This window comes from Spirosoma harenae, assembly GCF_054776975.1.
In genome coordinates this window covers 286,417-301,063 of the sequence record NZ_BAAHBD010000031.1, presented here as the reverse complement: position 1 = coordinate 301,063, position 14,647 = coordinate 286,417, and the positions used below count along the sequence as shown (strand labels likewise).

Here is a 14,647-nt window from a genome sequence, read left to right as displayed (position 1 = left end):
CCGTCATGATTAAAGCTGCTTTAGCCAAACCGATTACCGTCATCGTCGCACTCGCAGGCATCGTTCTGTTTGCGGTGCTGGCGCTGCTCCAGATTCCGGTGGATATTTTCCCCCGACTGAATCTACCCACAATTTACATTGCTCAGCCCTACGGCGGCATGACGCCCGCCCAGATGGAGGGCTTTATTGCAACCCGTTACCAGAACCAGTTGCTGTACGTATCGGGCATTAAGAACGTGGAAGTAAAAAACATACAAGGGCTATGTCTGGTCAAGTGTACGTTCTATGAAGATGTCAACATGGCGCAGGTGTCGGGCGAAGTGGCCAATCAGGTTAGCCGGGTCATGAACTACCTGCCGCCGGGAACGGTACCGCCCACTGTCGTCCGGTTCGATGCATCGAGCTTACCTGTGGGGCAATTAGTATTTAGTAGTCGCCGGGCGTCGCTGGGCGAAATGCAGGATTTGGCGTCTACCCGAATTCGCCCGTTGTTTTCCCAGATACCGGGTGCTTCAGCTCCACCTCCATTTGGCGGAAACGAGCGTACTGTTGTCGTGAAAGTTAATCCCGAACGAATGCGCAGCTACGAGCTGACACCCGACGAGATTGTACAGGCGGTCGTGAAAAACAACCAGATTTCGCCCGCTGGTAGTGTGCAAATGGGCGATTATACCGTTATGACGCCCAGCAATACGGTGCTCAACAAGGTAGACGAATTTATGAACATTCCCCTGAGGAAGGGCGTGGGGCCGACTGTGTTTCTGCACGATGTGGCTACGGTGGAAGACGCCACTGACATCACAGTGGGCTACGCGCTGGTCAATGGGAAACGGTCGGTGTATATTCCCGTTACCAAGAGTGCTGATGCGTCTACGATGAGTGTGGTAAATGCGTTGAAAGCCAAACTCCCCGAAATGAAAGCCTTGTTGCCCGACGATGTTCAGCTTTCTTATGAATTTGACCAGTCCGTCTACGTCACGCAGGCAGTACATAGCCTGGCGGTAGAGGGTGGCTTAGGGGCCATTCTGACAGGCTTGATGGTACTGCTCTTTCTGGGCGACTGGCGCAGTTCCCTGATCGTCATTCTCACCATTCCGGTATCAATCCTGAGTGCTATTTTACTGCTTAACCTAATGGGTCAGACGGTTAATATTATGACGCTGTCAGGACTTGCCTTAGCCATTGGAATTCTGGTCGACCAGGCGACAGTGGTCATTGAAAACATCCACCAGCATCTGGAAATGGGCAAACCCAAAGCCCGGGCTATTCTGGATGCCTGTCAGGAAATGTCGTTTCCGCTCCTGCTGATTACGCTCTGTATTCTGGCCGTTTTTGCGCCTGCTTTTCTCATGAATGGCGTACCGCGTGGAATGTTTTTGCCCCTATCGCTATCCGTTGGTTTTTCGATTATAGTTTCCTACATACTGTCTCAGACGTTTGTGCCCGTAGTAGCGAACTGGTGGCTGAAAAATCATGAGCATGCCCGCCCGCATGACTTGAGTATTCTGCCCGATTTAGCCGATCAGCAGGAAGTTCGGCAGGAAAATTATGAAGAAGGTCATCCCGAAAAAGTAACCTATTTCGAACGATTCAAGCTGGGTTACCTTCGGCTACTCGACGGCCTCATGGCTCGGCGCGTTCTGGTGATTAGTGTGTATGCCCTGCTTTGCGCCCTTCTAATTGGGATAGGCTTCACGCAGATCGGTCAGGATATGATGCCCCGACAAAACCACGCGCACCAGTTTCAGGTACGGATCGTTGGACCGCAGGGCCTGCGTATTGAGCGAACGGAAGAACTCACCAAACGAGTAATCAAACAGATTAACGATATTGTTGGCCCTCAGAATATAGCGATCTCATCGGCCTTTGTGGGCATGACGCCTTCCAGTTATGGCACCAGCGCATTGTATGTATTCAATGCTGGCCCCCACGAAGCCGTTCTTCAGATCAATCTTTCCAACGAATACAAAGTCGAGTCGCTGGATGCGCTGAAGGAACAGATTCGCCAGCGGGTTCGCCGGAAAATGCCCAACGTCCGACTTTCGTTCGAGCCAATCGATCTGACTGACAAGATCATGAGCCAGGGCGCGCAAACACCCATTGAAATTTTAGTGGGCGGTAAAGATCTCATAGAGGGACAACATTATGCTAACCGGTTGCTAACGCGGCTGCGCGAAATTCCTTACTTACGCGACATGCGTATAAATCAGCCACTTAGCTATCCGACGGTGACGATCCAGGTAGATCGTGAACGGGCGGCTCAACTGGGATTAAGTACGGATGAAATTTCCAAATCGCTGGTGGCTGCTACCTCGTCGAGTCGATTTACTGCCAAAAACCTATGGCTTGATCAGTCGAAAGGGTTCGCGTATCAGGTGCAGATTCAGCTGGAACAGGATCAAATGAAGTCGGTTGCAGACATTCAGGCGATCCCGCTAATAAAAGGACAGCTACGCCCAACCCTCGGCGATGTAGCAACCATTACGCCAACCACCGTTCCGGGTCAGTATGATCGCATCGGCCCCCGGCGAATCATTACGGTGTCAGCCAACATCAATAATCGGGACCTGGGTGCCGCTACACGCGATGTACAAGCGGCTATCAAAGCTGCTGGCGATCCGCCCAAAGGTTCCGTGGTTGAACTACGAGGGCTGGCTCAACTGCTTCAGGAAACACTTAGTAGTTTACAGGTTGGATTAGGACTAGCCATCGTGGTCATCTTTTTGCTACTGGCGGCTAATTATCAATCGTTTAAAGTGGCGAGTGTGGTGTTGGTCAGCATACCGGCTGTACTGGCAGGTGCGCTCACGCTCTTATTAATTACGGGGCAAACGCTGAATCTGCAATCCTACATGGGCATTATTATGTCGGTGGGGGTTTCGGTAGCCAACGCGTTGTTGCTGGTGACGAATGCTGAAACCCTGCGGCTCCGTTATCGGGATGCCCGAGCGGCTGCACGGGTGGCGGGTGCGGCTCGACTGCGCCCCATTTTAATGACGGCACTTGCGATGATTGCCGGGATGATTCCCATGGCGAGTGGCCTTGGCGAATCGGGAGAGCAAACCGCTCCACTGGGCCGGGCCGTGATTGGCGGATTATTTTTTTCTACGGTAGCTGCTCTGCTGATTTTACCCGTCGTCTTTTCGGCTGTGCAACGCAAAACAACATTCGATTCGCCCTCACTCGATCCAGACGATCCGACCAGTACGGTTTACGATGGCCATTCTGCTGCGCTTGCCGAATCATCCGAAACCACACTTACCTATTAATCAGACACTCAAGATCATGCATCTCTATTCTGCTTTCCGATCCAGTATTCAGGTAACTTTCTTAGTAGGTATGAGTTTTCTGCTAAGTCAGTGTGGCAACTCATCGGCTGAAAAAAGTGAGATGGCCAAAACGCCAGTTGATGAAGAAATTCAGTACGAGGCCATCCGCGTAACGGCATCCCGCCCAACCTCTGAGCTGAATCTGCCGGGCGAACTGGAAAGTTATTACGAAACAGACCTTTATCCCCGCGTCAGTAGCTACGTTAAAGCTCTACACGCCGATATTGGTGATCAGGTGCGTAAAGGGCAGATACTGGCCGAGCTGGAGGCCCCTGAGCTAACCGCGAATCTGACCGAAGCCTATTCAAAAGTGAAAGCCGCCGAAGCTGTTTATGGATCTAGCAAAGGCACCTTCCTGCGCGTACTACGAACGAGCCGGACTGCCGGAGCCATTTCTCCCGTCGATCTGGAGACATCTCGCACGAAAGCTATTTCCGACAGTCTGGGCGTCGTGGCTGCCAACGCACATTACAATTCTGTACAGCAACTGGTCAGTTACCTGAAAATAACGGCTCCTTTTAACGGTGTCATTACCGATCGTCGCCTGTCGCCGGGGGCGTTCGTTGGGCCGGGTGGTCAGAACAACATACCTATACTGAAAATTAAACAGCTTGACCGACTTCGTTTAAGAATCGCTGTTCCGGAAGCTTATTTGGGTGATATTCGCCGGGGGGCACCCGTTCAGTTTTCTGTCCGTAGTTTTCCGGCTCAAACCTTTACAGGACGAATCAATCGGATATCTAATAGCGTACGCCCCGAAACCCGCTCCGAAATGGTTGAAATTGATTTTCAGAACAATGGCGGCAAACTGAAGCCGGGTATGTTTGCCTCGGTTCGGCTACCTGTCAATTCATCAGGAGAAGGTAGTTTATACGTACCCAAATCAGCGGTAATCAGTACGATAGATCGAACATTTGTCCAGAAGGTAGTCTCTGGAAAAGCCGTACGAACAACTGTACAGAAAGGAGATGATGCCGCTGGGCAAACGCAGGTTTTCGGCGATTTAAAACCAGGTGATATCGTTCTGAAAACAGCCAGCGAAGATTTAGCTGATCAAGCCACCGTTAAAACGCAGTTGGTGAATCAATAGCCGTAATTCAGCGAATCTTACAAGTTAGAGCAATCTGGGTAACGTTGTTGTTTGCCCCCAGTATTGCCGAAGCGAACCACAAAAGGCGAGCCATTCCTGATAGGTAATCGGTTTTACAACATAAGAATTAGTTGAGCGCTGATATGCATCCCGAATATCCTCACTATCATGCGAAAAACTGATCACAACAATGGGGATTTCTTTGTATAAATAGTGATCCTTAAGCGTTTCCAATAAATGATAGCCTTCCGCACGGCCAGGCAGGTAAAGATCCAGTAAAATGAGCTGAGGAATAGGCTGTCGACCTTCCAGACAAGTTTCCAGATAGGCGAGAGCGTCTCCTGCATTCGCTTTCCAAACCGGTTCTGCTTCAGGGAATTGGCTATTTAATGCCCAGCGAATTACGTACCATTGATCAGCGTTATCTTCAATGATCAGGAGTTTTATTTTTGAGGTAAAGGGAGAATTCATCGATCTGGGTTGTTAGAGTATATAGGCTAACTAGTTGATTCCAAGGACTGTTTTTCGCCCTATCTATTTTCAATGCGTTTATCGGTCAGAGGGCCATTCCCTCACAATTTCGCATTGGTCAGTCTAGTCTATTCCCTCAATTGTTCTTCAGATAAGCTTTCCCCATTTTTATCCATAAATGAGCGTTATAAAACCAGCGATCCAGTACCCTGAACAAATTGCTTACTTTACAGGAGCTAACAATTATTGCTGGCTGCATTTCCGAAATGGAGAAAAAAAACTGTTAGCTAAGCCCATCAGTTACCTGGAAGAACAATTACCTGATTTTGTTCGGGTGCATAAGACGGTTCTGGTGAACCCAACTTCGGTGACGAGTCTGCATCAGCCGCCCCGTAAAAAAATGGCCGGCGAAGTCCGCTTAACCAGTGGTGAGTGTTTCCCCGTAAGTCGGCGTCGTTGGTCATTGGTCGTCGAATCCTTACTGCCTTATCTGAATCAAACCGATTGTCAGGGAGTACAACCAGATGCTGTAGCGGCCATACAGTCTGTAGTAACGGAGGTACGACCACCTTCGCCTAATGTGATTGTTCTTATCACAAACGACCAGGCAACGAAGCAGCAAACCGAACAGGTTTTTCGGAGCAAATGGCCAGCCTATCAACTCTATACAACTTCCTTAAGCGCTCCTTTACTGGATGTGCTACGACCATTACCGAAAGCTGAACAGCCGACATTCATTTTAGTAGATGCCCGGACCGCTATACGGGAGCGATTGGCTACCCTACATCATCTGAAACAAGACCCACGACTGAAACAGATACCCGTTATTTTGCTGGTTTCGCCTACCGAAACATCCGTTATAGAAGGGTATCAGCATCAGGTTAACTCCGTGATTACGATACCACCTGGCGATCAACTATTTGGGCAAACCATTGAGCGAATTGGCCGTTTCTGGCTACATTTAGCGGCATTGCCAAAAGTTGTTCGATAATACCCTGAGCCTATTTTAGTGGAGGAAATGGATGGAATGAGAGACAACTTCGTTCGCGAAGGTACTTATTTACTGACTTAATTTCAGCGTAAATTTGCGGTCAGTTGTTCCCTCAAATCGATGCTCGGTACCCTTTTGCTGATTGACGACGAACCGAAGCTGCGGCAGCTCATGGCTCGTATCCTGAGTTTAGAAGAGTTTAAAGTCCTGGAAGCCGACACGGCTCGAAGCGGATTACGCGTACTTCAGCAAGCCGAAGTCCATGTGGTAGTTTGCGACGTCAAGCTTCCCGACGCGAATGGGATCGAGCTAACTGCTCAGATCAAACAAATGTATCCAGCCATCGAGATCATTGTTCTGACGGCCTATGGGACTATTGCGGATGGGGTTACGGCCATGAAAAACGGCGCGTTTGATTACATCACGAAAGGAGACGACAATGACAAACTGATTCCGCTGGTAAACCGGGCTATGGAAAAGGCGCAGTTGCAGTGGCGAATCAAGCATCTGGAAGATCAGGTACAACAACGCTACAGCTTTGATAACATAATTGGTCAGTCGCGTGCAATCCGACAAGCTATTGAACTGGCTCGCAAGGTTGCAGCAACAGATACCACGGTACTATTGACTGGTGAAACGGGTTCGGGAAAAGAAGTATTTGCGCAGGCCATTCACCAGAGCAGCCCACGTCGACTGAACCCTTTTGTCGCGATAAACTGCGGGGCACTCAGTAAAGAAATATTGGAAAGTGAACTCTTTGGCCACCGCGCCGGCGCTTTTACAGGGGCTAACCGTGACCAAAAGGGATTATTTGCCGAAGCGCATAAGGGAACGCTCTTTTTAGATGAAATCGGGGAGATGCCGCTCGATCTTCAGGCGAAGTTACTGCGCGTTCTGGAAACTCACGAGTTTACCCGCGTGGGCGATACAAAACCTACTCAGGTTGATGTACGCATCCTGGCAGCCACGAACCGTAATCTGGAGCAAGAAGCCAGCCAGGGTCACTTTCGGCTCGATTTGTACTACCGTCTTTCTGTTTTTGCCATTGAACTGCCCAGTCTGCAGGCACGCCGGGAAGATATTCCTTTGCTAGCCGAACAGTTTGCCCGAATTAGTGCGGCTAAACTGGGGAAAAAACCGATGACTTTGAGTCCTGCCTTTCTAGACGTGCTGATGCGTTATAGTTGGAAAGGAAATATTCGGGAGCTAAGAAACGTCATCGAACGAGCTGTCATTTTAAACGACGGATCTACGCTGACACCCGAATCCTTACCGCTGGATCTGCAAACATCGACGAATAACCTAGGTAGCTCAGCATTTGATCTGGAAACTGTCGAGAAAAAGCATATTGCCCACATCCTGAATTTTACAAATGGCAACAAAGCAGAAACGGCCCGTTTACTGGGTATAGGATTGAGTACTTTATATCGAAAAATCGAGCAATATCAACTAATAACGATAACAACCATTCTCATTTCGGCCTGTACCATCCCCAATTTATTTATTGTTTTTTCATCCTAGTTTCTACTGGATAACCTTATCAAAATGAGAAAAAACCTTACCATTTTGGTAAGGTTTTTTCTTTTTGCTCATTTCGAAGATCAACTTGACTAAATGTTAAATATTTGATAGTCAGTACTTTGTGCGGCAAAACGGTGACTATTGAAAAATATGGACAACTTTTTGGCATAGTGTAGTAAACTAAAACAGTATTACTCGCAAACTATGGGTACGCTTCTGCTTCTGATTGGTTCGGCACTTGGCTGCTTTTTCATTTTTTACAAAGCGATTGAATGGTTCGAACACATCTGATTAAACACGACTGACCATGATTACACTCGTTTTCATTATCGCTTTGCTGGTTTTCGCCTACATGCTCTACGTACTGATTAAACCAGAAAAATTCTAACCTATTTTTTAATTCAAACAATGACAACTGAATGGATTGGCGTACTGGTCATGTATGGACTGACGGTCCTGCTGGCGATTCCGCTAGGCAAGTATCTTGCTAAAATAGTTAAAGGCGAACCCAATGCGTTCGACTTCATGAAGCCGCTGGAACGACTCATTTACCGACTGGGGGGCGTTGATGAAACGACTGACCTCACCTGGAAACAGAATCTCGTGGCCCTGCTGACAATCAACATGGTTTGGTTCGTACTGGCGTTTTTGCTACTGCTTTTCCAGGGGAGTTTACCGCTCAATCCGGATGGTAACCCCTCGCAAACCCCCGATCTGGCCTTTAACACGGCGATTAGTTTCATGGTCAACTGTGACCTGCAACACTACTCGGGCGAATTAGGCGCTACCTATCTGACCCAATTGGCCGTCATGATGTTTCTCATGTTCGTCTCGGCCGCTACTGGTATAGCGGCAGCAGTGCTTCTGTTTCGGTCATTTCTTCCACAGATGACCGAGACAGTCGGAAACTTTTATGTCCTGTTTATCAAATCCATTACCCGGCTTCTGCTTCCTGGATCGCTCGTGGTTGCTATAATCCTGACCGTCAATGGGGTTCCCGCTAGTTTCGATGGTAAGGATACGATCATATCGATGCAGGGCGATACTGTAAGCGTATCACGGGGACCAGCGGCCGGAATGATTGCCATTAAGCACCTGGGTACCAACGGCGGTGGCTGGTTTGGTGCGAACTCAGCGCATCCGCTGGAAAGTCCCAATTATTTAACCAATATGGTGGAAATGATTGCTCAAATGATTATTCCGATTGCCATGATTTTCGCGCTAGGTTTCTTCATCAACCGGAAGCGGTTTGCCTGGATGATTTATGGGGTGATGACCATCGGATTTCTCCTGCTGGTCGTTCCAGCTATGTTGACGGAATTAGGAGGTAGCCCAGCGATCGCTAAGTTAGGCGTAGGACAGCCAATGGGGGCCATGGAAGGCAAAGAGGTTCGGTTTGGTCCGCTGGCTTCGGCTTACTGGAGCATTGCCACAACGATTATCTCGACCGGTTCTGTCAATTCGATGCACGATTCCTCCATGGCTATGTCGGGTGCCCTGGAACTACTAGGCATGATGGTCAATGCATTTTACGGGGGTGTCGGGGCTGGCCTTCTCAATTTCTATTTCTTTCTGGTCATTGCCGTCTTCATTTCAGGCCTGATGGTTGGGCGAACGCCTGAACTTTTCGGCCGGAAAGTGGAAGCCCGCGAAATTAAGATTGCCTCGATTGTGGCGCTGTTAAGTGCTTTCCTGGTAAAGGGTGGTACGGCGCTGGCAGCCTGGATTTTTATGCAGTACGGTGATGCCACTTGGGCTGTAAAACCCTCGGCTTGGCTGAATAACCCTGGTTTTCACGGCTTCTCCGAAATGCTTTACGAGATGACATCGGCCAATGCCAACAACGGTTCAGGATTTGAAGGGCTTGGCGATAACAACTTTTTCTGGAACTTCTCAACGGGCATCATACTAATCATAGGCCGGTTCATTCCCATCATTGGGCCAGTGGCGATTGCAGGTTTATTAGCTCGGAAGAAATACGTTCCTGAGTCGTCAGGAACATTACCTGTCGATACGGCAACATTTGGGCTGATGATTTTTGCCGTCATTTTTATTATCACGGCCTTGTCCTTCTTCCCCGCCCTAGCCCTAGGACCGCTGGCCGAATATTTCTCACTTAACTAAAAGTAGTTATGCCGATTTCCCGGTGTAACACACATACCGATTACCAAAATGGCAAAGCAATCATCTTCTCCCAGTTTGTTTCAACGTGAACTCGTTGGAACAGCCATTCGGGAGTCATTTATTAAACTGAATCCGACTGTATTAATTAAAAATCCGGTCATGTTTACCGTCGAAATCGGCACCTTGATCATGGTGCTGGTAACGGCTTACATCGCCTTCTCTGGCGATACGACACAGGGGTCATTGACCTACAATATCGTTATTACGCTGATTCTGCTCATTACGGTCTTATTCGCCAATTTCGCAGAAGCGATTGCCGAAGCCCGTGGCAAAGCACAGGCGGAATCGCTTCGCAAAACGCGTCAGGAAACGCCTGCTAAAGTTATTCGGCCCGTCGGAAATATGAAGCTGGATGAACTACAGACTATCTCATCCGCCCAGCTCAAAAAAGGTGACATATTCATCTGCGAACCCGGCGATATCATCCCCTCCGATGGGGAAATCATTGAAGGCTTAGCTACCATCGACGAATCAGCAATTACAGGTGAATCGGCTCCGGTGATCCGCGAAGCAGGTGGCGATAAATCGTCGGTGACGGGTGGAACCAAAGTTCTTTCCGACAAGATCAAAGTGATGGTAACGACCCAGCCTGGTGAGTCGTTTCTGGATAAAATGATTGCGTTGGTCGAAGGAGCTACCCGTCAGAAAACGCCGAACGAAATTGCCCTGACGATTCTGTTAGCCGGTTTTACGCTGATTTTTATCATCGTCTGCGTAGCACTCAAACCTTTTGCCGACTATGCCAATACGCCCATAACCATCGCAGCACTGATCTCGTTGTTCGTTTGTCTGATTCCCACTACCATTGGTGGACTGTTATCGGCTATTGGGATTGCCGGGATGGACCGGGCTCTGCGGGCCAATGTCATTGCCAAATCAGGCCGGGCTGTGGAAACGGCTGGTGACGTCGATACATTGTTGCTCGATAAAACGGGGACAATCACCATCGGTAATCGGAAAGCCACAAACTTTTATCCTGCTCCGGGCATTAAGCAGCCCGAAATGGTTCGTATTTCAGCGCTCAGCTCATTGGCCGATGACACCCCGGAAGGTAAATCAATTGTTGAACTAGCCGGTACTGACGTTACCCGAAATCTGAATACTAATGGGGCAAAGCTGATTAAGTTTACAGCCGAAACCCGCTCGTCAGGCATTGATCTACCTACGGGTGAGCGCATTCGCAAAGGGGCAACGGACTCAATCCGGGCCATTGTCGAACGGGCGGGCAATAATTTCCCTGACGAAACGGAAAAGAAAGCCAAGGAGATTGCTGCCAATGGAGGAACGCCTTTGGTTGTCACCCAAAACGAAGAGGTTAAGGGCGTTGTGGAATTGCAGGATATTATCAAACCGGGTATCGCCGAACGCTTCGACCGCCTTAGAAAAATGGGCGTAAAAACGGTTATGGTTACGGGTGATAACCCCTTGACAGCTAAGTTTATTGCCGGAAAAGCGGGCGTGGATGACTTCATTGCCGAAGCCAAACCAGAAGATAAAATGCAATACATCCGCAAGGAGCAGACAGGTGGTAAGCTAGTAGCGATGATGGGCGACGGTACCAACGATGCGCCTGCCCTGGCTCAGGCCGACGTGGGCGTAGCCATGAACTCAGGTACGCAGGCCGCTAAAGAAGCGGGTAACATGGTAGACCTGGACAACGACCCAACCAAACTAATTGAAGTCGTTGAAATTGGTAAACAACTGCTCATCACACGTGGTACGTTGACAACTTTTTCCATTGCCAACGACGTAGCCAAGTACTTTGCCATTGTACCGGCTCTGTTCACCCTCTCGATTCCTGCACTGCAAGCGCTCAATATTATGGGATTGCATTCGCCTGAATCAGCGATTCTGTCGGCTGTAATTTTTAACGCGATCATTATTCCGATGCTGATTCCGCTGGCGCTACGGGGTGTAGAATACAAACCTATTGGTGCTTCGGCGCTGTTGCGTCGGAATTTATTCATCTACGGTTTGGGAGGCATCATTGCGCCGTTTATTGGTATCAAATTGATTGATTTAGTCGTCGGATTATTCGTTTAACATCAAATTTGAGTCTTACGTATATAAGACTCCGTTATTAATAATAAACTCATGAAAACGCATATTGGACCAGCCATTCGGCTTACGCTTGTGATGCTGGTGTTGTTAGTGGTCATTTATCCTTTAGTTGTGACTGGCATTGCCAAATTGGCGCCCGGTGGTGGGAAAGGTGAAACCGTTACCGTCAATGGTAAAGTAGTAGGCTATAAATTAATCGGCCAGAAATTCACGGAAGATCGGTATTTTACTAGCCGTCCCTCCGCTGTAGACTATAATGCAGCTGGGTCAGCAGGGTCAAATAAAGGCCCATCGAACCCGGATTATTTGAAAACCGTTCAGGCGCGTATCGATACGTTTCTGGTTCATAACCCAGGTGTGGCCAAAGCGGATATACCTGCCGAACTAGTAACGGCCTCGGCATCTGGATTAGACCCGGATTTGTCGCCTGCCGGAGCCAAAATACAAGTGGCTCGCATTGCTAAAGTACGGGGTATATCAGCGGAGAAACTTACTCAGTTGGTGGATGAGCATACGGAAGGACCGCTGTTGAGGGTATTTGGCCCGGCCAAAGTAAACGTATTAGCGCTGAACATAGCACTTGATCGAGTTAAATAAGCTGTTGCCAGTGGTCTGAACGCACTACCAGGTGCGCCAGGCATGATGAATACCTTGAGTACAACAAAACAAGAACATGAAAACAGTTTTTACCACATCAGCTTTCATAGCTGGTGTATTGACCACTTCACTGGCCCAAACTACGGACACGACAACGGTTCCTGTCTCAACCATAACACCTGGTCCGGGACTAACCCTATCCGGTTATATTGAAGCCTACTATACGCATGATTTTACCGCGCCCAAAACGACGCAGGAGCGCCCCGGCTTCCTTTATAATCACAAACGAAATCGGGAAGTAAACGTTAATCTGGCGTTCATCAAAGGCGCTTATGTGGGCGAGCGGGTTCGGGCAAATCTGGCCATTCAGGTCGGTACGTATGCCCAATACAACTATGCCGCCGAGCAGGATTTGGTGAAAAATATCTTTGAGGCCAATGCGGGTGTCAAACTCAGCAGCAAGAAAGATCTTTGGCTGGATGCCGGTATCTTCTCCTCGCACATTGGTTTTGAAAGTGCGATCTCGAAAGATTGCTGGACGTTGACCCGGAGTATTCTGGCCGAAAACTCACCCTATTATCTAGCGGGCGCCAAAGTGACTTATAACACATCGAACGGCAAATGGACGTTGTTAGGCTCGGTGCTAAACGGCTGGCAGCGGGTGGCTAAGTTACCGGGCTACAGCGGGCCATCGGTTGGTACCCAGGTACAGTATCGTCCTTCTTCGAAAGTAACACTGAACTGGAGTACATTTATTGGATCAGACCGGCCTGATTCGCTGAAGCAAGGGCGATTCTTCAACAACTTCTACGCCATCATTAATCCAACGAGCAAATTTGGCGTAATCCTGGGCTTCGATATTGGCTCGGACCGGAAACCCATCGCTAGCGGCAATCACCGGGTAGGTAGCGGTTCGTATGTGTGGTATTCGCCAGTAATCATTGCCCGACTCGCAATGAGCACCAAAAGCTATCTAGCGGGTCGCATTGAATATTACGATGACAAAAATGGAGTCATTATTGTCACCAGTACCCCATCGGCGAACCACCCGAATGGATTTCAGACATGGGGGTATTCGATTAATTATGACTACGCTATTCTATCGAGTGCACTCTTCCGGCTAGAAGGAAAATTGTATAGTAGTAAAGACGCTATTTTTGAAACGACCAGTGGCGTAGGCCGAACCAATGCATCTCTGACAACCAGTTTGGCTATATCATTTTAATGCATAGAAAGTACCTAAACCCTTAAACGATAACTCTTTATTGAACTGATGGCTGACGAACGTGATCAATCCGCTGAACAGTTTCTTCGACTTATTCAGGAGTCGCGCCGGGGTAAGTTCAAGATCTATATCGGCATGAGCGCCGGGGTGGGTAAATCTTTCCGTATGCTTCAGGAAGCGCATGTGCTCCTGCGAAGCGGCATCGACGTCAAAATTGGTTTTATTGAAACCCATAACCGGGCCGAGACCCATGCGCTGATTGATGGCCTGCCGATCATTCCGAGACGAAAATTATTTTATAAAGGACGTGAACTGGAAGAAATGGATGTTCAGGCCATTATTAACCAGCATCCCGAATTGGCCATCGTCGATGAATTGGCCCATACGAACATTCCCGGTTCAAAAAATGAAAAACGCTGGCAGGACGTGCTGGAAATACTGGACGCTGGTATCAACGTCATTTCGGCAGTTAATATCCAGCATATCGAAAGTCTCTACGACGAGGTACACGAGATTACAACTATTGACGTGACGGAGCGCGTACCGGATCGGGTGCTGCATATGGCCGATGAAGTAGTGAACATCGACTTGACGGCTGATGAGCTGATTAGCCGACTCAAGGAAGGTAAGATCTATGATCAGTCCAAAGTTGCTACGGCGCTGACTAACTTTTTTCAGCCCGAAAAAATTCTGCATCTCCGTGAACTGGCTCTTCGGGAGGTCGCTACAGCAGTCGAACGTAAGATTGAGACGAGTTTACCGATTAATTTACAGGCTAAATCGGAGCGGTTTATGGCTAGTATTAGTTCAAACCCGGATGTGGCCCGGCGTGTCATTCGCAAAACAGCCCGTCTGGCCGCTTATTATAATTCCCGTTGGTATGTTCTGTACGTACAAACGCCAGCTGAAAATCCGGATCGTATCCGGCTGGATCTTCAACGCCACCTGATCAACAATTTCAAGCTGGCGACTGAATTGGGGGCCGAAGTGATCCAGACGAAAGGGGTAAATGTCGTAAACTGCATTGTTGAAGAAGTGCAAAAACGAAACGTCACCACTGTCTGCATTGGCAAGCCACACGTGAACCTGCTGCAGATCATTCTGCGAACATTTGCCTTTAACCAACTGCTTAACAGACTTTCCGAGTCAGATACGGACCTGATTATTCTTTCCTGATT

Annotated in this window: 11 protein-coding genes; 10 read left to right on the top strand and 1 reads right to left on the bottom strand. The window is 48.7% G+C overall.

All coding sequences use genetic code 11. The features are described from left to right. Positions 1-5 precede the first annotated feature (5 nt). Positions 6-3,269 carry an efflux RND transporter permease subunit gene (locus ACYVE4_RS28940; RefSeq protein WP_461043899.1) on the top strand — a complete coding sequence of 1,088 codons (3,264 nt, stop codon included), beginning with the start codon at positions 6-8 and terminating at the stop codon, positions 3,267-3,269. Next, positions 3,217-4,419 carry an efflux RND transporter periplasmic adaptor subunit gene (locus ACYVE4_RS28935; RefSeq protein WP_461043898.1) on the top strand — a complete coding sequence of 401 codons (1,203 nt, stop codon included), beginning with the start codon at positions 3,217-3,219 and terminating at the stop codon, positions 4,417-4,419. The genes ACYVE4_RS28940 and ACYVE4_RS28935 overlap by 53 nt, the downstream gene beginning before the upstream one ends. 24 nt (positions 4,420-4,443) lie before the next feature. Here the strand turns inward: ACYVE4_RS28935 and ACYVE4_RS28930 are convergent, their stop codons facing one another. Then, entirely contained in the window at positions 4,444-4,890 is a 447-nt protein-coding gene (locus ACYVE4_RS28930) for a response regulator (protein WP_461043897.1), read from the bottom strand. 178 nt (positions 4,891-5,068) lie between these two features. Here ACYVE4_RS28930 and ACYVE4_RS28925 point away from each other — a divergent pair, with 178 nt between their 5' ends. From ACYVE4_RS28925 to ACYVE4_RS28890, 8 genes are all read left to right on the top strand, one after another. Beyond that, entirely contained in the window at positions 5,069-5,881 is an 813-nt protein-coding gene (locus tag ACYVE4_RS28925) for a LytTR family transcriptional regulator DNA-binding domain-containing protein (RefSeq protein ID WP_461043896.1), read from the top strand. A gap of 120 nt (positions 5,882-6,001) precedes the next feature. Continuing rightward, entirely contained in the window at positions 6,002-7,402 is a 1,401-nt protein-coding gene (locus tag ACYVE4_RS28920; RefSeq protein ID WP_461043895.1) for a sigma-54-dependent transcriptional regulator, read from the top strand. A 307-nt stretch (positions 7,403-7,709) separates the two neighbouring features. Continuing rightward, positions 7,710-7,790, top strand: a complete 81-nt coding sequence (locus ACYVE4_RS28915; protein WP_080054258.1) for a potassium-transporting ATPase subunit F — start codon at positions 7,710-7,712, stop codon at positions 7,788-7,790. 20 nt (positions 7,791-7,810) lie between these two features. Further along, positions 7,811-9,526 carry a potassium-transporting ATPase subunit KdpA gene (kdpA, locus tag ACYVE4_RS28910; RefSeq protein WP_461043894.1) on the top strand — a complete coding sequence of 572 codons (1,716 nt, stop codon included), beginning with the start codon at positions 7,811-7,813 and terminating at the stop codon, positions 9,524-9,526. Positions 9,527-9,574: 48 nt separating this feature from the next. After that, positions 9,575-11,629 carry a potassium-transporting ATPase subunit KdpB gene (gene kdpB, locus ACYVE4_RS28905; protein ID WP_461043893.1) on the top strand — a complete coding sequence of 685 codons (2,055 nt, stop codon included), beginning with the start codon at positions 9,575-9,577 and terminating at the stop codon, positions 11,627-11,629. A 51-nt stretch (positions 11,630-11,680) separates the two neighbouring features. Then, positions 11,681-12,244, top strand: a complete 564-nt coding sequence (locus tag ACYVE4_RS28900) for a K(+)-transporting ATPase subunit C (protein ID WP_461043892.1) — start codon at positions 11,681-11,683, stop codon at positions 12,242-12,244. Positions 12,245-12,320: 76 nt separating this feature from the next. Next, on the top strand, positions 12,321-13,469 hold the full coding sequence (locus ACYVE4_RS28895; RefSeq protein ID WP_461043891.1) for a porin: 1,149 nt from the start codon (positions 12,321-12,323) through the stop codon (positions 13,467-13,469). 48 nt (positions 13,470-13,517) lie between these two features. Continuing rightward, positions 13,518-14,645 (top strand): sensor protein KdpD, encoded by a 1,128-nt coding sequence (locus tag ACYVE4_RS28890; protein WP_461043890.1) that lies wholly within the window; start codon positions 13,518-13,520, stop codon positions 14,643-14,645. Positions 14,646-14,647 lie beyond the last annotated feature (2 nt).